The following is an 18,439-nucleotide window of genomic DNA, read 5'->3' on the forward strand; positions in this document are numbered from 1 at the left end:
TGCGGCGCGGATGAGTACCGCTACTCAACCGGTCCGGTGCGCTCCGGCGGGGTCCCCGCCGCAGGCGCCACCCGGTCCGGGCGGAACGCCGACAGGTCGCTCCCCGGGTCCTCGCCCAGGACCAGCCGGGCGGCGACGGCGCCCTGGTAGGGGCCGTAGGTGAGGCCGGACGCGCCCAGCCCGGTCGCCACCACCGCCCCGGACAGCGCCCGGACCGGGCCGAGGAGCTGCAGGTCGTCCCGGGAGGCCGGGCGGAAGCCCACCCGGGTCTCGGCGACCGTGGCCTCGACCAGCGCGGGGGCCAGGGCGACGGCGCCGGAGAGCACCTCCAGCACGCCGCCGACGGTCGCCCGGTGGTCGAACCCGGCCCACGGCTCCCACGTCCCGCTCAGCACCACCCGGTCCGGCGGCAGCGCCAGCAGGTACCGCCCCTCCTGGGAGAAGCGGACGACCGGCCAGTCCCGGGTCCGGACGCCGGGCAGCGCGGCGTGCACGATCTGCCCGCGCATCGGGTAGACCGGCAGGTCGACGCGGAACGGGCGGAGCAGCGCCGCCGACCAGGCGCCCGCCGCGACCACCACCGCGTCGGCGGCCAGCTCCTCGCCGCCGGCCAGCACCCCGGTCACCCGGCCGCCGGCGGCCACCAGCTCCGCGTCGCCCTTGACGTAGCGCAGGCCGCGCTCCTCGGCGGCGTTGAACAGCGCGTCCCGGGCGCGGCGGCCGTCCACCCGGGCCGCCCCCTCCACGAAGACGCCCTCGTACTCGTCGGCCAGGGCCGGGAAGAGCTCCGCCGGCCCGCCCCGGGGCAGGCGGCGGACCTCCCCCAGGCCCTCGTAGCCGGGGCGGGCGCGCAGCTCCCGCAGCAGGGCCAGCTCGCGGTCGAACCGCTCGGGGCCGGTGCCCGCGGAGATCCCGCCGACCACCCGGTAGCCGGTCGCCTGGCCGTCCTCGGCGAGTTCGCGCATCAGCGCCGGGTAGTGGGCGGCCGCCTGGAGGGCGAAGTCCCGCATCGGCGGCGGGTCCCACGGCATGGGCCAGGGGAAGACCAGCCCGGCGCCGGCCGCCGTGGCCTGTCCGACCCGGGAGGCGTCCACCAGCGTGGTGGACACCCCCCGCTTCGCCAGATGGTAGGCGGCACTGGTGCCGGCGATGCCGCCGCCGATCACGATCACCCTCATGGGTCCAGCTTGCCCCGCGCGCCTCGGGGGCGGCCAGGTCTCCGGCGGTGTGTCACGCCGGGCCGGTGCCGTCGTGCATCCGCCGCAGGATCTCGCCCTGGTCGGGGAAGGGGAACGGCGCGCACGCGTCCCTGGTGATCAGCCAGGCCTCCCCGCTGCCGCGCCCGGCGACGATGCGCTCGGCGAGCGCGGCGACCTGCTCCGGGGCGGCGATGGTCCCGGTCAGCCCCATCCCGTCGATCATGGTGCGCAGCGGGGCGATCATCGGGGTGTCGACGTAGCCGGGGCAGATCGCGTTCACGGTGGGCGGTTCGTCGGCCAGCGTCAGCGCCAGGGAGCGGACGAAGCCGATCAGGGCGTGCTTGGTGGCGGCGTAGACCTCGCCGAGGGGCGGCGCGAACAGGCCGGCCATGCTGGAGGTGACCAGGATCGACGCGCCCGCGCGGCCGCGCATCAGCGGCAGGGCCGCGTGCACCCCGTGCACCGGGCCGTGCAGGTTGACCGCGACGGTCTCGCGGTACCGGTCCAGGTCGTAGGGGATGCCCTGGTCGACGAGGCCCTCGCTGGGGCCGCCGACCCCGGCGTTGCAGAACAGCACGTCCAGGCCGCCGTGGGCCTCGGCGGCGGCGTCCACCGCGGCCTTCATCTGCTCGAAGTCGCCGACGTCGGTGCGCCGGAACAGCGCGCCGGTCTCCTCGGCGAGCGCGGTCCCGGCCCGCTCGTCGGTGTCGGCGATCAGCACCCGCCCCCCGTCGGCGGCGGCGCGGCGCACGGTGGCCGCGCCGATCCCGCTCGCACCCCCGGTGACCAGGATGCTCTTTCCGTCGAACGCGCTCATGTGCTCTCTTCTCATCAAGGGGCCGGGGCGGTCAGAAGACGCGCTTGGCGAGGGGCAGGGCGCGCATGAGGTGCGCGGCGCCCCAGCACAGCGGGAGCGCGAGCACCGCCATGGCGCCGAACTTGGCGGCCGCCGGCGCCTCCCACCCGGACAGGGCGTGGCCGATCCCCACCAGGACCAGCGAGTGCAGGAAGTAGACGGCGAAGGCGTTGGCGGAGAGGAACCGGGCGAACGGGCCCTGCCGGTCGAAGAACCGCTGGAAGAGCCAGAGCAGGAAGAGTACCGCGCCCACCGCGAAGACGCTCTCGAAGGCCGCCCCGGACAGCGAGCCCCACGCGCCGGGCAGGACGCCGGCTCCGCCGCTGACCGGGAAGAGCACGGCGGTCGCGAAGACCGCCATGGCCAGGCCGCCCCACCCCGCGGCCCGGGGGACGGAGTCGAACCAGCCGCGCCGGAAGGCCAGCGCGCCGGCGGTGAACATCAGCGCGTACTGCGGCAGGAAGTAGGGGGTGGGCAGGCCGACCACCGGCCAGTAGGTGCCGGTCGGGACCAGCAGCCGCCACAGGAAGGTGAGCGCGATCAGCCCGGCGGTGAACCCGAGCACCGCCGCGGGGCCGGGCATCCGGCCGGTGCGCCGCTCGGCGATCCGGGCCTCCCGGGGGGCGCGGAACCGGCGGATCAGCAGGTGGGCGAGGCAGAAGACGAGCAGCACCTCGACGAACCACATCGGTCCGGCGTCCCAGCTGAAGATGTAGAAGAGCCAGTAGGGCAGCTCGTCGGCGGCCAGCTCGGTGTAGATGCCGTAGGTGAGCAGCGGCCGCATCAGCAGCACGAAGAGCAGCAGCGGGATCCCCAGCCGGACCAGCCGGTCCAGGAGGAAGGGCCGCGCCCCCTTGCGGTCGGCCGAGCCGGGGGTGAAGAACCCGGAGATCAGGAAGAAGAACCCCATGAAGAAGGCCTGGTTGAAGATGACCAGCAGGTCCAGCGCGACGCCGGAGGGGTCCTGGGCGGGCTCGGTGTAGAACCAGGCCGGGATGTTGCCGTAGGTCACCGCGCAGTGGTGCAGCACGACCAGGACCGTGAGCAGGATGCGCAGGTTGTCGATGTAGGCGAGCCGGGGCCGCGGCGCCGGCCCCGGGGATGCGGGTGCGGGCCGGACGCCCGGCGCGGATCCTGTCGTCATGGTGCTGCCTCTCCCCCGTGCAGGGCGGTGAATGTGGTCGTGCGGCCGATTTTCTGGCCGCTCGGCCAGATTCTTGCACGGGCGGCCGGAAAATGCATCGGGGTTTTCCCGGATCCGGTGCCCGGGGGCCTCCCCCGGCCGCCCCGGGAGGTTTCCCGGTGGAGTCCGCGCCGCCTGCGATGAGTCCGGCGGCCGGCGCCGGTCCTGTCCGCAACGGGGGAGCACCCCGGGGACCCCGCGCCCTCCGGGCCCGGCGCGGCCGGGGCGGGGGAACACGGAGGAGGAGCCCTATGACCGGCACGAGCGGAGCGGCCGATCCGGAACCGGCGGCCCGGCGCGGAGCGGACCTCTGGCCGCTGATCCGCGCGGAGCGGGCCGCCCTGGCGGCCGGCCTCGCCGATCCGGCCGGCGAGTGCTGGGAGCCGCCATCGCTGTGCGACGGGCTGAGCGTGCGCGAGGCAGTGGCCCACCTCACCGCGGGGGCGACCCTCGGCCCGGTGCGCCGGCCGTCCGGGGTCGTCCGCTGCCGGTTCGGCTTCGACGCGCAAGTGGCCATGCGCCTGGCCGAGCAGCCGGGCTCCGGGCCGGCCGAGACGCTGGAGCGGTTCCGGCGCGCCGTCCCGAGCAGGACCGGGCCCCCGCTGCCCGCCGTGGCGATGCTCGGCGAGGCGGTCGTGCACGGCGAGGACGTCCGCCGGCCGCTGGGGATCCGCCGGGACCTCCCGGTCGGCGCGGTCACCCGGGTGGCGGAGTACTACAGCGGGACCGACATGGTCGTCCCGGCCGAGAGCCGCCTCGGCGGCCTGCGGCTCGCCGCGGACGACGGCCCGTTCCGGACCGGCCCCGGCCGCGCCGCAGATGAGGGCGCGGCGGGCTCAGGTGCAGCGGCGGAGCCGGGCCGCCGAACGGCGGGGCGGGCCCGCCCCCTCCGCCGCCGGCGGACTTCCGCGGCGGCCCGCGCGTGCGCTTCAGCCGGGGGCGCGGACGGCGTGCTCGAACAGGTCCGCCAGCTCCCGTGCGTGCTCCTCCAGGTCGTGCTCGGGATAGAAGACCCAGTAGCCGAACATCGCGTCGATGGAGGCCTGGAAGGTGACCGCCATGACCCGGCGGTCGAAGCCGCGGAACGCGCCCTCCTCCTGCCCCCAGCGGAAGATCTCCTCCAGGTTCCGGTAGAGGTCCTCGTTGCCGGCGACGCCGTAGCGCGGCTCCCCCTCGGTGTCCCGGGAGCCCAGGAAGATGCTGCTCAGCGCGAGCAGCTCGGTGCGGTGCCCGCGCATGTAGCCGGCCGCGGTGGTGATGTAGGCGCGCAGCGCCCGGACGGGGTCGGGCTGGGCGGTGACGGCGGGGGCGACCGCCTCCGCCACCTTGGTGTACACCTGCACGACGACCTCGTACAGCAGCTCCTCCTTGCCGGCGAAGTGGTAGGAGATGACGCCCTTGCTGATGCCCGCGTGCTTGGCGATGCGGGCCAGCGAGGAGTTGGCGTAGCCCTCCTCGGAGATGGTCTCGATCGCCGCCTGGATGATCTGCGCGCGCCGGGCCTCCTCGATGAAGGACCGCTTCTTCTGCTTGTCGGTGCCGCTCTCCTGGCCGCCCTGGCGATTTTCTGGCCGCATGGATGAAAACTAGCAATCCCGCGGGGCGGAGGGGCGCCTCCGCCCTTCCGCGGCTGTCCTGTCGCATGCGGCCTGCTCGATTCTCCTCCGAGCCGCTCGCTCGTGGCCGGATTCTCCAACGGTCCGCCCCCTCTCGGCCGGCCCCGGAACGCTCGGAGCGCGTCGGCGCAGGCCGAAGGGGTGCGCGGCCATCGCGAGCATCCGCCGATCACCGGGCAGGCCGGACGGGACGACGCCGGCGAGGGAGCGGATCGTTGGAGGATCCAGGGTCGGCCCGTCTCGAACGATCCGCTCAATGCCCCGCTCAGAGGCGTGCATGGCGAGCAGATCGAATGAGGCGGGACAGCGGCTCCGGAGGCGCCGGCGCGCGGAAGAGCGCACATCGGGACCCCGCCGCGGCGGCCGGCCCGGTTCGGCGGAGCCCTCCGGGGCCGCCCGGCCGCCCCGGTCCGCACCGCCCCGGCACGCCCGGATCATCGGACCGGTATTGATATACCAGCCGTTCTTCATCGCCCGCCGGGAGCCCATCGGCTAGGGTTCGGGCATGGTTCGCACACCTCTCACCGAGGGCCAGCGGGACCGGGGCCGGGCCCTGGGCCAGGTCCTCCGCGCGGCCCGGGCCCCGCGCACCGCCGCCGAGGTCGCCCAGGCGGCCGGCGTCTCCATCGACACCCTGCGCAAGATCGAGCGCGGCGCCATCCCCAACCCGGCCTTCTTCACCGTCGCCGCCATCGCCGGCGCGATCGGCCTCGACCTCGCCGACCTGGCCTCCCGCCTCCCCCCTGCGGACGAGGCCGCCGACCCCCCGGCCTCCGGCGCCCGCGCCTCCTGAGGCCCTCGGCCGGGGCGGGGCCGGGGATCATCCCGCGCGCTGCCCGCATGCTCCGCCGGACTCCGCCGTGCACGGCGGTAGAGACCGATCGCCCCCGGCCCCCTTCTCCGCCGCCGGCGCTTCCGCCCCGGCGGGCCCGGAGCGCGCCGCCCGGAGGGGCTCCTCCTCGCGGCGTCAGCCTCCGTCCCGCTCCAGGTCGAGCAGGAAGCGCTTGCGGTCCACGCCCCACTCGTAGCCGGTGAGGCCGCCGTCGGCGCCCACCACCCGGTGGCAGGGGATGACGACCGCGATCGGGTTGGCGCCGTTGGCCGACCCGACCGCGCGGGCCGAGGACGGGCCGCGCCCGATCCGCTCGGCCAGTTCGCCGTAGGTGACCGTCCCGCCGTAGGGCACGGCCGCCAGCTCCGCCCACACCTGCCGCTGGAAGGCGGTCCCGGACGGGCGCAGCGGCAGGTCGAAGCCGGTGCGGCGGCCGCCGAAGTACTCCCGGAGCTGGCGGGCCGCCTCGGCCAGCACCGCGGCGTCCGCCGGTCCGCCCGGCGCCCCGGGGCGCTCCTCCAAGAGCAGCCGGATGAGGGCGCCGTCCTGTGCGACCAGGGTCAGCGGCCCCACCGGGCTGTCCAGCACGGCGTGCGCGGGTCCGGCCGCGCCCGTCTCGTTCTCTGCGGTCTCGAGCTCCATGGGAACGAGTCTCGCGCCCCGGGCCCCCGGGTGCTAGCGGATATCGGACGTCTGCGTCGCGGCGTCCGCGCCGATGTCGTGCCTGGCCCACACGTTGGCCTCGGTGTAGTGGCCGGTGCCGGAGTGGCGGTCCAGGGACAGCGGCGACAGGCCGCCGGGGATGACGTACTCGCCGGAGGAGGGGAGGTCCATCCGCGCCCACCCCTCCCACTCGGCGATGGTCCCGGTCACCGTCCGGGACCGCTCGCAGGTGTGCAGGATGCGCGCGCCGGCCTTCCAGTGCACCCGCAGCCACGGGTCGAACGGCGCCTCGCCGCCGCCCTGCGACCACCCCGCGTAGGTGCTCATCGGGATCAGCGGGTAGCGGTGCTTGAGGGTGGGGCGCAGCGGCACGATCAGCGCGGACAGCCCGCGGGCCGCCGCGTTCTCCCGCAGCGCCCCGGCCACCGCGGTGCTCAGCCCCTGGCGCCGCCGGTCCGGGACCACCGCGATCAGCAGCGACGCCGCCACCGTCGGCGCCCGGCCCGCGTCGTGGTCGTCCACCGCCTGGGAGAGCGCCCAGTCGAAGCCCTCGTCGGGCAGGTCGACGTCGGGCTCCTGCCAGCACAGCGGGACCGAGGCGCCGCGGGCCACGACCCGCCCCTCGTCCAGCAGCATCACCTGGTACTCGGGGAACCCGGTCTCCAACCGGTCCCACAGCCGCTCCGCCACGTCGTCGTGGCGGACGAACTCCGGGCCGGGGTTGAGGTCCGGCCGGTCCAGCGCCGCGGCCAGGTCCGGCCGCTCCGCCAAGGTAACGGTCTGCATACCCCGCACTCTGTCACCGTCCGCCCGCTCTGACCAGCGGCCGTCCCGGCGCGCCCGCCCCGGCGGCCCGGCGGGGGCGGGGCGCCCGTAGGATCGCCGGGCCGTCCAGCGAGAGGGAGCGGGCATGACCGCCGAGGCGCATGAGCAGACCGAGATCACCGGTGAGGCCGAGCTGCGCGAGCTGCTCGGCGAACCCGCGCGGCGGGCCCTGGACAAGGAGCGCTCCGCCCTGGCCGACGTCGACCGGGAGTGGCTGGCCGCCGCCCCGTTCTGCCTGGTCGCCACCGCCGACGCGAACGGGGCGTGCGACGTCTCCCCCAAGGGCGACCCCGCCGGGAAGCTCGCCCTGGTGCTCGACGGCACCACCATCGCGATCCCGGACCGCCCCGGAAACCGGCGGGCCGACGGCTACCGCAACATCCTGTCCAACCCGCACGTCGGGCTGATCTTCCTCATCCCCGGCCGGGGCGACACCCTGCGCATCAACGGCCGCGCCCGCCTGGTGAAGGACGCCCCGTTCTTCGACGGGCTGGCGGTCGGGGGCCGCCGCCCGAAGCTGGCCATGGTGGTCGACATCGACACGGTCTTCCACCACTGCTCCAAGGCGTTCCTCCGCTCCGAGCTGTGGCGCCCGGAGACCTGGGGGCGGGACGCGGTCCCCTCCCGGCCCCGCATCGCCAAGCGGCTGGAGAGCCCGGACGTCCCGCTGGAGGCGCTGGAGGAGTACTACGGGCCCTCCTACGCCGACCGGCTCTACTGACCCCTCCCGCCGACCGGCGCGGAGCCGGAACCGCCTCCGGTGCGTCCGATGCCCCGGAGGTGGTGGAGGGACATGGAGCGATTCGACGGCCCGGCCGCGTCCCGGGGCGGGCGCGCGGGGGCGGAGGGCCCCGCGCCCGGCGGCCCCCGGCGGCCCGCCCACATCGCGATGGCGGGCATCCCCGCGGTCAGCCACGTCATGCCGAGCCTGGAGGTCATCCGGGAGCTGGTCTCCCGCGGCCACCGCGTCACCTACGCCAACGACCCCCGCGTCGCCGGCCTGGTCGCCGCGACCGGTGCCGAACCGGTCCGCTACACCTCCACCCTGCCGGTGGGCGGCCGCTCCTGGCCGGAGGAGCCCGTCGCCGCGCTGGACGTCTTCCTGGACGACGCGATCGCGGTCCTGCCCGAGATCCGCCGCGCCTACGAGGACGACCGGCCCGACCTCTTCCTGTACGACATCGCCGGCTACCCGGCCCGGGTCCTCGCCGAGGCGTGGGGGATCCCCGCCGTCCAGCTCTCCCCGACCTACGTCGCCTGGAAGGGCTACGAGGACGAGGCCCGAGCGGGGCTCCGCGCGCTCCCCGGAGCCGGGGCCCACTACGCCCGGTTCGACGCCTGGCTCGCCGGCCAGGGCGTCCGGCTGGGGGCGGAGGAGTTCACCGGCCGCCCGCGCCGCGTGCTGGCGCTGATCCCGCGCGCCATGCAGCCCTTCGCCGACACCGTCGACCCCCGGGTCGTCGACTTCGTCGGCCCCTGCTTCGGCGACCGCGCCGAGCAGGGCGGATGGCGCCCGCCGGCGGGCGCCGAGGGCAAGAGGACGCTGCTGGTGTCGATGGGCACCTCCTTCACCGACCTGCCCGGGTTCTACCGGGAGTGCCTGCGGGCCTTCGGGGCCCTGCCGGGCTGGCACGTCGTCCTGCAGATCGGCGGCGCCACCGACATCGGCGCGCTCGGCCCGATCCCGGACAACGCCGAGGTGCACCGCTGGGTGCCCCAGCTGGCGATCCTGGAGCAGGCCTCGGCGTTCGTCACGCACGCCGGCATGGGCGGTGCCGGGGAGGGGCTGTACTGCGGCGTCCCGATGATCGCGGTGCCGCAGTTCGGCGACCAGTTCGTCAACGCCGACACGCTGCAGGCCCACGGGGTGGCGCGGCGCATCGACACCGCCGAGGCCGGCGCGGAGCGGCTGCGTGCGGCGCTGGAGGAGCTCACCTCCTCCCCGGCGGTCGCCGCGCGGCTGGCCGCGTTCCGGGCCGAGCTGCGCGGCAGGGGCGGGGCGGCGAAGGCCGCCGACCTGATCGAGGCGGAGATCGGGGAGGAGCGGGCGGCCGCCCCTCCCGCCGGGAGCGGGCGCGGTCCAGAGACCCCCTGAAAAGCGGTATAAAAAGTGCGAACAGGGCATCGTCCGGCCCTGGGCGACGAGGAGGCCTGTGATCGCGATCGCCGATGTTCCGCTGCCCTACCTGATCGGCGCCGACCTCGCGGCGGTCGTGCTGCTGGCGCTGCGCGGCATCACCCTGGTGCCCGCCGCCCGGCGGCTGCACGCACTCGGTGTCGTCGGGGTGTTCTCGCTGGTCCCGTGGCTCTGGTGGCTGGGCCTGCAGGACCTGCGCTCCACCCTCGTCTGGGCGACCGCCCTCCCGCTGATCATGCTCGTCGGATCCCTCGGCCACACCGGCTACCTGCGGCGCTACTACGCCACGCCGGCCGGGGAGCGGCCCGCCAAGCCCGGACCGCGGGACTGGGTGATCGCCCTGCAGATCACCGCCGCGGCGGTGGCGGCCGTGATCGGCGCGGTGCTGCTGCTGCAGGGCGTCGCCCTGCCGAAGCGCGGCGGGTGAGGCGCCGGGCCGCTCAGGCCCCCGTGCGCGACTCCAGCAGAGCGGCGATGCCATCGAGCACCAGCCCGAGGCCGAAGTCGAAGTCGGCGGCGGGGTCGTGCGAGGCCTCGTACCGCTCCCCGACCGCCGTGCCGACCCGGGCCGCCACCGGATAGGCCGACGGGTCGGCGATGCGCTCCAGCTCGGGGGCGTGCTCCTCCCACCACTCCCGGTCGGTGCGGCCGCTGGCGGCGGCCGCGTCCGCCGCGTCCACCGCGCCCCGGGCGGCGCCGTGCACGTAGTCGGAGAGCAGCGCGATCGCGCCGTGCATCTCCACATCGCTCAGCCCGAGCCCCTCCAGGGCGCGCAGCTCCCGGTCGTAGCGGACCATGCTGTTCGGCCCCAGCACCGGGCGCCCGGTCGCCACCTGGAGCATCCACGGGTGCCGCAGGTAGAGGCCGTGGTTCTGCCGGGCGACCGCCTCCAGCCGGGCCCGCCAGCCCTCCCCCGCCTCCGCCGGGTCGGGCAGCTCGCCCCGGACCGCGTCCAGCATCGCCTCGGCCAGCTCCGCCTTGCCGGGGACGTAGGTGTAGAGCGACATCGCGCCCACGCCGAGCCGGTCGGCGACCTTGCGCATGGACAGCGCGTCCAGCCCCTCGGCGTCGGCGATCTCGACCGCCGCGGCGACGACCCGGTCGGCGTCGAGCCCGGTCCGTCCCTTCCGGGCCGGGCCGGCGGTGCGCCAGAGCAGTGCGAGGGTGCGCGCGGGGTCCCCGCCGCCGTTCCGGGTGGCCATCGCGGCCGCTCCTCCCGATCGTTCCGGTGCCGTCGCGGAAATGCTATCGTACGCCGTACCATCAAATTCCGTACGTTGTACGATCACATGGGAGGCCCCGTGCGCATCCGCAGGTTCTCGGTCGCGCTGCCCGTCCCCGACCCGACCGCCGGCCGCGACTTCTACGTGCGCCACTTCGGCTTCAAGGCCGTCGTGGACAACGAGTACGTGGTCAAGCTCCTGCACCGCGACCCCTCCTACGAGCTGGTCCTGACCCCGGGCCCGGACCGGCGGGGCGCCGAGGGGGCCGTGCTCGCCCTCGAGGTCGACGACGCGGCCGCCGAGCAGGAGCGGCTCCGCGCCGAAGGCGTCGAGATCACCGTCCCGCTCCGCGACGAGGAGTGGGGCGAGCGGCTGTTCCAGGTCGCCGACCCCAACGGCGTCGTCGTCCAGCCCGTCCAGTGGATCGGCGAGCGCCCCGGCGACGCCTGATCCGGCGCCCCCGGCCGCCCCCGGCCGGGGGCGCGGTCCCGCCGCTGCCGGGGTTCCGCCGTGCCAGGGGCGGATCGGCCGGGCCCGCCGAGCCGACCGGAGGGCGCACATGGTCACCGGCCTCGACGCCGTGGCGCTCTGCGTCGACGATCAGCGGATGACCGCCGACTTCCACACCGACGTGCTCGGGCTCGCCGTCCTCGGCGGCGCGGAGGCCGCGCCCGGCGAGCGCCGGTTCGAAACCGGTCCGCCCGGCGGCGTGCCGCGCATCGTGCTCTACCCCGAGGACGGCCGGGAAGGACCCCGGGAGGCGCCGCCGTCCCCATCCTGAAGTGCGACGGCATCGAGGCCGCCGCCGGGCTGGGGCCCAGGGCGCCGATGCGGAGGACCGGACCGCCGGGCCGCGGGGCACCCGCACCACGGCCACCGGCCCGGACGGCGACGGGATCGCCGCCACCGGGGAGTGAGCCGCACCGGTCCGTGGTCCCGCTCCGGTCGGCCCGGCCCGCGATCTCCGCCCGGTCGCGCGCCCGCGGCGGGCGGGCTTCCGCGGTCGCGGTCAGGCGTCCGCCGGGCCGGCGTGGTGGCGGGCCGCCTCGGCCGCCAGGTCGGCGAGGAGGGAGCGGATCCCGGGAGGGGCGACGACCCGCACGTCGGTGCCGAACTGGAGGAGCTGGCGGGCGGCGCCGCGCGCCGGGTAGCCCAGCTCCACCGGGACCCACTCCCCCGGCCCGCCCTGGTCTTCCCGGGCGCCCCGCTCCCCGTCCGGGGCCTCCCCGTCCAGGACGGAGAGCAGGAACAGGTCGGTGATCCGCCGGAACATCTCCAGCCGCTCGCGCCGCACCAGGGCGCGCACCCGGATGTCGGGCGGCCGGTGCTCCACCCGCCGGCGCAGCTCGTGCCAGAGCTCCTCGGCGTCCACCCCGGGGCGGCGGCGCACCGGCTCGTCCACGAGGCCGGCCCGCACCATCCGGTCCACCCGGAACAGCCGGGGCTCCCCGTCCCGGTCGGCGACCAGGTACCAGACCCCGGCCTTGGCCACCAGGGCGTACGGGTCGACGGTGTACTCGCGCGCCTCGGCCGAGCCGCTGCTCCGGTAGCGCAGCCGGAGCCGGGCGTCGGCGAAGAGCGCCTCCTGGAGCACGTCCAGGTCGATCCGCCCGCGCGGGGCCCGCGTCCACCGGTCGGGGTCGACGATGATCCGGGTGCGCGCCAGCTCGGCGGCGGGGCGGTGCGCCGCGGGCACCGCGGCCATCAGCTTGCGCAGCGCCGAGGCCATCGGCCCGTCCAGCCCCAGCTCGCTGTGGGTCCCCCGGGTGGCCAGTACGAACAGCGCCCGCGCCTCGTCGCCGGTCAGCCCGGGGACGTCGGTGCGGAACCCGGGCAGCAGCGCGATGCCGCCGTTGCGCCCCCGCTCGGCGTAGACCGGCACCCCCGCGGCCGACAGCGCCTCCACGTCCCGGTAGATGGTCCGGGCCGACACCTCCAGCCGCTCGGCCAGCTCCCCGGCGGGCATCCGGGAGCGGGTCTGCAGCAGCAGGAGGATCGAGAGCAGCCGGTCGGACTTCACACCGCCCATCCTGCCCTGCGGGGACGCGCTCCGCGGCCCGCCCGCCCGCGCCGCGCGGCCCCCGGCCCGGGACCGGAGCGGGGCCGGGGGCCTTCCGGCGGGCTGCCGGCGGACCGTTCCGCGCGGCCGCCCCGCCCGGAGGACGGAGGGCTGACACGCCTCCCCCACCTGCGCCGACGCGCCCGCCGGTGGGATGATCGTGGAGTCCCCGCCACGGCCGACCGGGACGCGGGGACGGCCGACGATGCTGGGAGGAAGCCGTGACCGAGACCATGATCGACGTCGCCGCACATCTGGACGCGCCGGCCGAGCGGATCTGGCCGCTGCTGGCCGAGGCGGACGGCGTCCGGCGCTGGTACGCCTTCGACGGCGCCGAGCTCGATCCGGTGCCCGGCGGCACCGTGGTCTTCCACTGGAAGGAGCACGGCGACTACCGGGGCGTGGTGGAGCGCGTGGTGCCCGGCAGCCTGCTGGCGCTGCGCTGCTCGCTGTTCCCCGGCGCCGAACCGGAGCCGGGCAGCGCGACCCTGGTGGAGTTCCACGTCGAGCCGGACGGCGACGGGGCGCGGGTGCGCATCGTCGAGACCGGTTTCGCGGCCCTGAACTGCACCGAGGAGGAGCAGCGCCTCCGGGCCCGGGAGAACTCCGAGGGGTGGCGGGCCGCCCTGGAACTGCTGCGGGGGCTGGTGGAGGACGGGAAGGGCGCCCGGTGAGCCTCTGCGGGCCCGCAGGCGCACATGAGGGGGATGAACCTCCTGCGAGAGCCGGATGGCCCGGGCGCGCAGGCCCGGGAGGCGGCCCGGTTCCCCGCCTCCGGTCCCGGCCGGGCTCCGCGCGCTTCCGCGGGCGCGTCCGGAGCCCCGGAGCGCGGACGGCCGGGCCGCGAGGGGCTGCGGAGCGAAGGGCGGGGCCGCCGCCTCGGTCCCGTCTCCGCGCCGGCGGGGCCGATCCGCACCCAGGCGCGGGTCTGGCCGGCCCGCCCCCCAGGCGGCCGCTGCGGGCGGGGCCTCCGCCTCCCCCTCCCGCCTCTCTCCGGGCTTCGGCGGGCGCCGACCGGGCGGGGCCGCGGCCCCGCCCGGTCGGCGCCCGCCTGGGGGCGGGCCGCGATGTCAGTCGTCGATCGCCTGGTAGAGCGTGGTCCAGAAATCGTGGATGAGCCGTGCCGGGTCCGGTACGGACATCCCGACCTGGGTGAGCAGGATTCCGGTGAGCCGGTTGCCGGGGTCGGCGTAGGTCGAGGTGCCGGCTCCGCCGTCCCAGCCGAACTGGCCGATGGGCGCGTAGTCGCCGCGGTGGGTGCGCACCGCCATGCCGAGGCCCCAGCCGCCGTGCTGGCCCTGGCCGAACGACACGTGGACGTTGTCGGAGGCCATGGCGTGCCGGGCGGCCCGCTGCCCGGCCGTGAGGCGGTCGGTGGTCATCAGCTCGACGGCGGGCCGGGACAGGATCCGCTCGCCCCGGTGCATCCCGCGGTTCAGCAGCATCCGGAAGTAGGCGTGGTAGTCGTCGGCGGTGGAGACCAGGCCGCCCCCGCCCCCCGGGAACGCCGGGGGCCGGCTGTGGCGCCCGCCCTCGGCCTCGTCCCACACGTGGAACTCCCCGGTCCGCGGGTCGGGGGCGTACAGGGGCGGCAGCCGGTCCATCTTGCCGGCGGGCACGTGGAAGCCGGTGTCCTCCATGCCCAGCGGCCCGAAGACGCGCTCGCGCAGGAACGCCTCGAACGGCTCGCCGGTGACCCGGGCGACGAGCACGCCCACCAGGTCGGCGGCGATGTGGTACTGCCAGCGCTCTCCCGGGTGGTGCGCCAGCGGGAGCGCGCCCAGGCGGCGCATCCACTCGTCCGGCTCGGGCATCGGCTCCGGCAGGTCGGGGGTGAGCCCCTGCTCGAAGACCGCGTTCATGATCGGGGTGCCCAGCGACGTCTGGTCCATGCCGAGCCCGAAGGTGGAGGTCAGGATGTCCCGCACGGTGATCGGCCGGCGCGCCGGCACGGTGTCGTCGAGCGGGCCGTCGGGCCGCTTCAGCACCCGCCGGTCGGCGAGCTCGGGCAGCCACTCCTCCGCCAGGTCGTCCAGGCGGATCCGGCACTCGTCGAGCAGGACCATCGCCGCCGCGATCGAGACCGGCTTGGACGTCGAGGCCATCCGGAAGAGCGTGTCCCGGCGCATCGGCGCGCCGCCGTCGCGGCGCATCGTCCCGACCGCTTCGACGTGCGTCTCCTCGCCCCGGCCGATCAGGGCGACGAGGCCGGGGATCCTGCCGGACTCGACGTGCCGCTCCAGCACGTCGCGCACTCTGCGCAGCCCGGTCTTGGAGAGTCCTCCGCCGGCGTTTTCCATCATGGTTCTCCTTCGGTGCTCGATCTGGGGGGCGCCGGTGATCCCGGGGCCCGCCGGCCCCGCGGAGGCCGCGGGGCCGGGCGGTGCGGTCAGAGGCTGCGGGCGGTGATGTCGCCCTGCACGGTGGTCGCGTGGATCTGCAGGGCGGCCCCGGTGCCGCCGGCGCCGGTCAGCGCGTTGCGGATGCGGCCGTGGTCGGTGCCGGCGTCCAGCGAGGCGGGGACCCCGGCGGCGGCGCCGACCGTCACGTCGCCGGACATGGTGGCCAGTACGAGTTCGCCGGAGGCGGCCTCGGCGATGTGGATGTCGCCCTTCCGGGTGCTGATCCGGGAGGAGCCGGTCAGCCGGCCGACCGAGACGTCGCCGAAGGCGGTCAGCCGCACGCCGGCGGCCTCGTCGATCTTGACCCCGCCGTCCGCGCCCTCGCAGTCGACCTCGCCCAGGCGCCCCACGCCCCGGAACCCGGCGCAGGCCGACTTCGCGTCGACGCGGGAGCCGGCGGGCAGCCGGACCGTCACCTCGACGGCTCCGGAGGGGCCGGTGAACCGGTTCTTCCCCGCCGGGGCCTGGATCCGCAGGACGCCGTCGCGGTAGGCGGTCTCGGTCTGCTCGGCGGCCGCGGCGTCGCGGCGCCTGGCGGGATCGGCGGGCCGGACCTCGACGACGGTGTCGGCGCGGTCGGCGGCGATGATCTGGATGCGCCCGGCGGGGATGTCCAGGACGGCGGAGATCGGGGCGGGGGTGTCGAACGTCTGCATCGTGTCCTCCTGCTGCGCCTGCTGTTTCCGATGTTGGAAAAGCTACGTTGCCTTTACGTATCCCGCAATCACTTCATTGCAGTGCTAGTGCATAAGGGCAGGTAAAAGCATGTATTTCGTTGCACTGAGTGTGGAATCAATGCAATGTGAAACGGCCTCTTGTTGCTTTGAGGTGTGAATGAACGCTACGCTCGCGGTGCAAGGGGAGACGTGAAGGGAGACCGCTGTGCGGGGAGGAAGACTCACCCAGCCCGAACGCCAGCAGATCGCAGCGGGGCTGGCCGACGGCCTGGCCTACGCGGAGATCGCCAGGCGCCTGGAGCGCCCCACCTCGACGGTCACGCGCGAGGTGATGCGCAACGGCGGCCCCACCGCCTACCGCGCCGACCTGGCCCAGCGCGCCGCCGAGCGCCGCGCCCGCCGGCGCAGGAGCACCCCGCCCCGGGAGCGGCAGGGCCCCGGGCGCGACGACGAGGCCGTCCGCGAGTACGAGGAGGCGTTCACCACCCTGCTGATGCGGCAGGGCCTGCCCAAGATGGCGGCCCGTGTCCTGGCCTGCCTCTTCATCGCCGACACGGTCAGCCTCACCGCGCCCGAGCTCGTCCGGCGCCTCCAGGTCAGCCCGGCCTCGGTCTCCAAGGCGATCGGGTTCCTCGAAGAGCAGGGCCTGGTCCGCCGGGAGCGCGAGGAGGGCCGCCGCGAGCGCTACTCCGTCGACGACGACGTCTGGTACCGGTCGACGGTCGCCGGCGCCCGCGGCACCGCTCAGATCGCCGAGATCGCGCGGCAGGGCGTCGACATCGTCGGCCGCGGAACCCTGACCGCCGCCCGCCTGGAGAACGTCGCCCGCTTCAGCGAGTTCGTCAGCGAGAGCATCCTCCGCGCCGCGGAGCAGGCGCGCGAGGTCCTGCACAGCAGGCCCGAAGCGGCCCCGGAGGGCACCGCCGGGCCGGACCCGGACCGCGGATAGGCGGCCGCCGGAACGGCAGCGGCCGGCGCGGAGCACTCCGCGCCGGCCGCGCCGCCCTGCCCGAAGCGCCCGCGGGCCGCGGGGGCCCTGCGGGTTCCGAGGGGCCGCGCCGGGTCAGGAGGGGTTCCACACCCCGGTGGCGGCGGTCCGCTTCGCGTACTCGGAGAAGGCGGTCGCCTCCCGGCCCAGGGCGGTGCGGACCCCGTCGGCGGCCGCGGAGTTGCGGCCGTCCAGGATCTCGCCGAACAGCTCGGTCAGCCGGGCGGCGAACTCCGGCGGGGCGCCCTGCTCGACCATGCCGCCGCGGAACGCCTCGAAGGACAGCGGGACATAGGCGATCTCGCGCCCCGCCGCGGCGGAGATCTCCCCGACCGCCTCCGGGAAGGTCAGCGCCCTGGGGCCGGTGACCTCGTGCACCCGGCCCGCATGCCGGCCGGGGTCGCCGGTGAGCGCCTCCACCGCCACATCGGCGATGTCCACGGCGTCGATGAACGGCTCGGCGACGCCCTCGGCGGGGAAGACGACCGTGCCCGAGCGGATCATGCCGGCGAAGAAGCCCTCGCTGAAGTTCTGCGCGAAGAAACTCGCCCGGACGACGGAGGCCGCCGGCGCCCCCGCGGCGAACAGCGCCTCCTCGCTGCGCCGGGCGCCCGGCTCGCCGCGCCCGCTCAGCAGCACCAGCCGCCGCACGCCCTCGCGCACCGCCAGCTCGGCGAAGGCGCCCACCGCCTCGGAGGCGCCGGGGAAGCCGACGTCGGGAGAGTAGGCCACGTAGGCGGAGCGCGCCCCGGAGACGACCGCGGGCCAGGTCTCCGGCCGCTCCCAGTCGAAGGGCGTCTCGGCCCGGCGGGATCCGATCCGCACCCTGGCCCCCCGCGCCCGGAGCCGCTCGGCGACCCGCCGCCCGCTCTTCCCGGTGCCGCCCAGCACCAGGACCGTTTCCTTCTGAGTGTTCTCGGTGTCGTCGGTCATGCCCGCAATCCAACCGCCGGGGCCGGGCCGGGGCCATCGTTCAGACGCCACCGGGCATACTGCGGCGTCCACGCCCCGCCGGCGCCGACGGCCGCTCCGGCCCGGCCGTCCGTCCCCGACCGGGCCTCGGAGCGGCCGCACGGGCCGCCGGCCGTGCCCCGCCCCGCCGCCGCGCCTTCGGGGCCGAGGGGCCGGGGCCCGCCCATCGGGCCCCGGGGTCAGGTCCCGGCCCGGCTCTCCCCCACGACGGTGCGGACCGCGGCGAACCACTCCCGAACGTGTTCCCGCTGGTCGGGATCGCCGTCCACCAGGGTCCGGGAGAGACCGAGGTAGATCGCGACGGTCGCGTCGGCGGTGAGTCCGGCGCGGAGGTCGCCGCCGTCCCGCAGGCGCTGGAGGAAGGCGGCGCGCAGCCGCTCCGCGATGCGCTCCTCCAGGTGGGCGAAGTGCCGGGTGACGCCCGGCTGCTCGTGCAGCCGGCGGCGGAGCGCCTGGCGGCGCCGGTCCAGCTCGGAGGGGGCGTCCTCCAGCAGCAGGGACAGGGCCGACTCCAGGGCGTCCAGCGGCGGCAGGCCGGGCGGGGCCTCCAGGACGAGCGCGGCGAAGCGCTCCGAGACGTCCTCGCTGAAGAGCGTGAGCTCCTTGCTCGGGAAGTAGCGGAAGAAGGTGCGGGGGGCCACGTTCGCCCGGCGGGCGATGTCGTCGACCGTGGTCGCGTCGTAGCCGTGCTCCTCGAAGAGGTCCACCGCGGCCCGCTGGATCGCCAGCCGGGTGTCGGCCCTCTTCCGCTCGCGCCGTCCGGTGCCGGGCGGGCCGTCAGGGTTCATGGTTCGTTCATCCGATTCG

At 75.9% G+C, this 18,439-nt stretch carries 20 protein-coding genes and 1 pseudogene; 9 read left to right on the top strand and 12 right to left on the bottom strand.

Features of this window, described 5'->3' with window-relative positions; translation table 11 throughout:
• Positions 1 to 20 precede the first annotated feature (20 nt).
• Genes J0910_RS15845 through J0910_RS15855 form a run of 3 tightly spaced genes read right to left on the bottom strand, consistent with a single transcriptional unit; the run spans position 21 to position 3,199 of the window.
• Positions 21 to 1,178, bottom strand: coding sequence for an NAD(P)/FAD-dependent oxidoreductase (locus J0910_RS15845; RefSeq protein ID WP_420159284.1), 1,158 nt, complete (start codon positions 1,176 to 1,178; stop codon positions 21 to 23).
• 52 nt (positions 1,179 to 1,230) lie between these two features.
• Complete coding sequence (locus J0910_RS15850; protein WP_420159285.1) at positions 1,231 to 2,016, bottom strand: SDR family NAD(P)-dependent oxidoreductase; 786 nt, start codon at positions 2,014 to 2,016, stop codon at positions 1,231 to 1,233.
• Between the two features lie 31 nt (positions 2,017 to 2,047).
• Entirely contained in the window at positions 2,048 to 3,199 is a 1,152-nt protein-coding gene (locus tag J0910_RS15855) for an acyltransferase family protein (RefSeq protein WP_420159286.1), read from the bottom strand.
• A gap of 290 nt (positions 3,200 to 3,489) precedes the next feature.
• On the opposite strand from J0910_RS15855, the pseudogene J0910_RS15860 reads away from it, so the two are divergent.
• Positions 3,490 to 4,077 (top strand): annotated as a pseudogene (locus J0910_RS15860) (maleylpyruvate isomerase family mycothiol-dependent enzyme); the annotation flags it as partial.
• A gap of 90 nt (positions 4,078 to 4,167) precedes the next feature.
• Here the strand turns inward: J0910_RS15860 and J0910_RS15865 are convergent.
• The gene (locus J0910_RS15865) at positions 4,168 to 4,815 is read right to left on the bottom strand and encodes a TetR/AcrR family transcriptional regulator (protein WP_420159287.1); all 648 of its coding nucleotides are present in this window, start codon (positions 4,813 to 4,815) and stop codon (positions 4,168 to 4,170) included.
• 544 nt (positions 4,816 to 5,359) lie between these two features.
• On the opposite strand from J0910_RS15865, the gene J0910_RS15870 reads away from it, so the two are divergent.
• Positions 5,360 to 5,647 carry a helix-turn-helix domain-containing protein gene (locus J0910_RS15870; RefSeq protein ID WP_420159288.1) on the top strand — a complete coding sequence of 96 codons (288 nt, stop codon included), beginning with the start codon at positions 5,360 to 5,362 and terminating at the stop codon, positions 5,645 to 5,647.
• A 174-nt stretch (positions 5,648 to 5,821) separates the two neighbouring features.
• On the opposite strand, the gene J0910_RS15875 is transcribed toward J0910_RS15870, so the two are convergent.
• Positions 5,822 to 6,328, bottom strand: coding sequence for a methylated-DNA--[protein]-cysteine S-methyltransferase (locus J0910_RS15875; protein WP_420159289.1), 507 nt, complete (start codon positions 6,326 to 6,328; stop codon positions 5,822 to 5,824).
• A gap of 33 nt (positions 6,329 to 6,361) precedes the next feature.
• Complete coding sequence (locus J0910_RS15880) at positions 6,362 to 7,135, bottom strand: hypothetical protein (protein ID WP_420159290.1); 774 nt, start codon at positions 7,133 to 7,135, stop codon at positions 6,362 to 6,364.
• 124 nt (positions 7,136 to 7,259) lie between these two features.
• Here J0910_RS15880 and J0910_RS15885 point away from each other — a divergent pair, with 124 nt between their 5' ends.
• From J0910_RS15885 to J0910_RS15895, 3 genes are all read left to right on the top strand, one after another.
• Positions 7,260 to 7,895: a pyridoxamine 5'-phosphate oxidase family protein gene (locus J0910_RS15885; RefSeq protein ID WP_420159291.1), complete on the top strand. Its 636-nt coding sequence runs from the start codon at positions 7,260 to 7,262 to the stop codon at positions 7,893 to 7,895.
• A 168-nt stretch (positions 7,896 to 8,063) separates the two neighbouring features.
• Positions 8,064 to 9,269: a macrolide family glycosyltransferase gene (locus J0910_RS15890; RefSeq protein WP_420162005.1), complete on the top strand. Its 1,206-nt coding sequence runs from the start codon at positions 8,064 to 8,066 to the stop codon at positions 9,267 to 9,269.
• Positions 9,270 to 9,327: 58 nt separating this feature from the next.
• Entirely contained in the window at positions 9,328 to 9,738 is a 411-nt protein-coding gene (locus J0910_RS15895; protein WP_420159292.1) for a hypothetical protein, read from the top strand.
• 13 nt (positions 9,739 to 9,751) lie between these two features.
• On the opposite strand, the gene J0910_RS15900 is transcribed toward J0910_RS15895, so the two are convergent.
• Positions 9,752 to 10,513 (bottom strand): TetR/AcrR family transcriptional regulator, encoded by a 762-nt coding sequence (locus J0910_RS15900; RefSeq protein WP_420159293.1) that lies wholly within the window; start codon positions 10,511 to 10,513, stop codon positions 9,752 to 9,754.
• 99 nt (positions 10,514 to 10,612) lie between these two features.
• Here J0910_RS15900 and J0910_RS15905 point away from each other — a divergent pair, with 99 nt between their 5' ends.
• Together J0910_RS15905 and J0910_RS15910 are read left to right on the top strand one after the other, a co-directional pair.
• On the top strand, positions 10,613 to 10,984 hold the full coding sequence (locus J0910_RS15905; RefSeq protein WP_420159294.1) for a VOC family protein: 372 nt from the start codon (positions 10,613 to 10,615) through the stop codon (positions 10,982 to 10,984).
• 109 nt (positions 10,985 to 11,093) lie between these two features.
• A complete protein-coding gene (locus J0910_RS15910; RefSeq protein WP_420159295.1) occupies positions 11,094 to 11,315 on the top strand; it encodes a VOC family protein in 222 nt (73 codons plus the stop codon).
• Between the two features lie 228 nt (positions 11,316 to 11,543).
• Here the strand turns inward: J0910_RS15910 and J0910_RS15915 are convergent, their stop codons facing one another.
• Positions 11,544 to 12,554 (bottom strand): helix-turn-helix transcriptional regulator, encoded by a 1,011-nt coding sequence (locus tag J0910_RS15915; RefSeq protein ID WP_420159296.1) that lies wholly within the window; start codon positions 12,552 to 12,554, stop codon positions 11,544 to 11,546.
• 260 nt (positions 12,555 to 12,814) lie between these two features.
• Here J0910_RS15915 and J0910_RS15920 point away from each other — a divergent pair, with 260 nt between their 5' ends.
• Positions 12,815 to 13,267: an SRPBCC domain-containing protein gene (locus J0910_RS15920; protein ID WP_420159297.1), complete on the top strand. Its 453-nt coding sequence runs from the start codon at positions 12,815 to 12,817 to the stop codon at positions 13,265 to 13,267.
• 396 nt (positions 13,268 to 13,663) lie between these two features.
• Here J0910_RS15920 and J0910_RS15925 read toward each other — a convergent pair whose 3' ends face one another.
• Together J0910_RS15925 and J0910_RS15930 are read right to left on the bottom strand one after the other, a co-directional pair.
• Positions 13,664 to 14,893, bottom strand: a complete 1,230-nt coding sequence (locus J0910_RS15925; protein WP_420162006.1) for a serine hydrolase domain-containing protein — start codon at positions 14,891 to 14,893, stop codon at positions 13,664 to 13,666.
• Between the two features lie 89 nt (positions 14,894 to 14,982).
• Positions 14,983 to 15,651: a DUF4097 family beta strand repeat-containing protein gene (locus J0910_RS15930; protein WP_420159298.1), complete on the bottom strand. Its 669-nt coding sequence runs from the start codon at positions 15,649 to 15,651 to the stop codon at positions 14,983 to 14,985.
• A 226-nt stretch (positions 15,652 to 15,877) separates the two neighbouring features.
• Here J0910_RS15930 and J0910_RS15935 point away from each other — a divergent pair, with 226 nt between their 5' ends.
• Entirely contained in the window at positions 15,878 to 16,621 is a 744-nt protein-coding gene (locus J0910_RS15935; RefSeq protein WP_420159299.1) for a helix-turn-helix domain-containing protein, read from the top strand.
• 114 nt (positions 16,622 to 16,735) lie between these two features.
• Here J0910_RS15935 and J0910_RS15940 read toward each other — a convergent pair whose 3' ends face one another.
• Positions 16,736 to 17,593: a Rossmann-fold NAD(P)-binding domain-containing protein gene (locus J0910_RS15940; RefSeq protein ID WP_420159300.1), complete on the bottom strand. Its 858-nt coding sequence runs from the start codon at positions 17,591 to 17,593 to the stop codon at positions 16,736 to 16,738.
• Positions 17,594 to 17,811: 218 nt separating this feature from the next.
• On the bottom strand, positions 17,812 to 18,420 hold the full coding sequence (locus tag J0910_RS15945; RefSeq protein ID WP_420159301.1) for a TetR family transcriptional regulator: 609 nt from the start codon (positions 18,418 to 18,420) through the stop codon (positions 17,812 to 17,814).
• Positions 18,421 to 18,439 lie beyond the last annotated feature (19 nt).

It is taken from the genome of Nocardiopsis oceanisediminis, assembly GCF_048595525.1.
GTDB lineage: Bacteria > Actinomycetota > Actinomycetes > Streptosporangiales > Streptosporangiaceae > Nocardiopsis_A > Nocardiopsis_A oceanisediminis.

What these genes read in the sequence shown, in the direction of transcription:
- J0910_RS15880 (WP_420159290.1), bottom strand. Translation starts at nt 7,135, where the DNA reads ATGCAGACCGTTACCTTGGCGGAGCGGCCGGACCTGGCCGCGGCGCTG.
- J0910_RS15845 (WP_420159284.1), bottom strand. Translation starts at nt 1,178, where the DNA reads ATGAGGGTGATCGTGATCGGCGGCGGCATCGCCGGCACCAGTGCCGCC.
- J0910_RS15940 (WP_420159300.1), bottom strand. Translation starts at nt 17,593, where the DNA reads ATGACCGACGACACCGAGAACACTCAGAAGGAAACGGTCCTGGTGCTG.
- J0910_RS15870 (WP_420159288.1), top strand. Translation starts at nt 5,360, where the DNA reads ATGGTTCGCACACCTCTCACCGAGGGCCAGCGGGACCGGGGCCGGGCC.
- J0910_RS15910 (WP_420159295.1), top strand. Translation starts at nt 11,094, where the DNA reads ATGGTCACCGGCCTCGACGCCGTGGCGCTCTGCGTCGACGATCAGCGG.
- J0910_RS15885 (WP_420159291.1), top strand. Translation starts at nt 7,260, where the DNA reads ATGACCGCCGAGGCGCATGAGCAGACCGAGATCACCGGTGAGGCCGAG.
- J0910_RS15850 (WP_420159285.1), bottom strand. Translation starts at nt 2,016, where the DNA reads ATGAGCGCGTTCGACGGAAAGAGCATCCTGGTCACCGGGGGTGCGAGC.
- J0910_RS15925 (WP_420162006.1), bottom strand. Translation starts at nt 14,893, where the DNA reads ATGGAAAACGCCGGCGGAGGACTCTCCAAGACCGGGCTGCGCAGAGTG.
- J0910_RS15900 (WP_420159293.1), bottom strand. Translation starts at nt 10,513, where the DNA reads ATGGCCACCCGGAACGGCGGCGGGGACCCCGCGCGCACCCTCGCACTG.
- J0910_RS15855 (WP_420159286.1), bottom strand. Translation starts at nt 3,199, where the DNA reads ATGACGACAGGATCCGCGCCGGGCGTCCGGCCCGCACCCGCATCCCCG.
- J0910_RS15890 (WP_420162005.1), top strand. Translation starts at nt 8,064, where the DNA reads ATGGCGGGCATCCCCGCGGTCAGCCACGTCATGCCGAGCCTGGAGGTC.
- J0910_RS15865 (WP_420159287.1), bottom strand. Translation starts at nt 4,815, where the DNA reads ATGCGGCCAGAAAATCGCCAGGGCGGCCAGGAGAGCGGCACCGACAAG.
- J0910_RS15875 (WP_420159289.1), bottom strand. Translation starts at nt 6,328, where the DNA reads ATGGAGCTCGAGACCGCAGAGAACGAGACGGGCGCGGCCGGACCCGCG.
- J0910_RS15945 (WP_420159301.1), bottom strand. Translation starts at nt 18,420, where the DNA reads ATGAACCCTGACGGCCCGCCCGGCACCGGACGGCGCGAGCGGAAGAGG.
- J0910_RS15930 (WP_420159298.1), bottom strand. Translation starts at nt 15,651, where the DNA reads ATGCAGACGTTCGACACCCCCGCCCCGATCTCCGCCGTCCTGGACATC.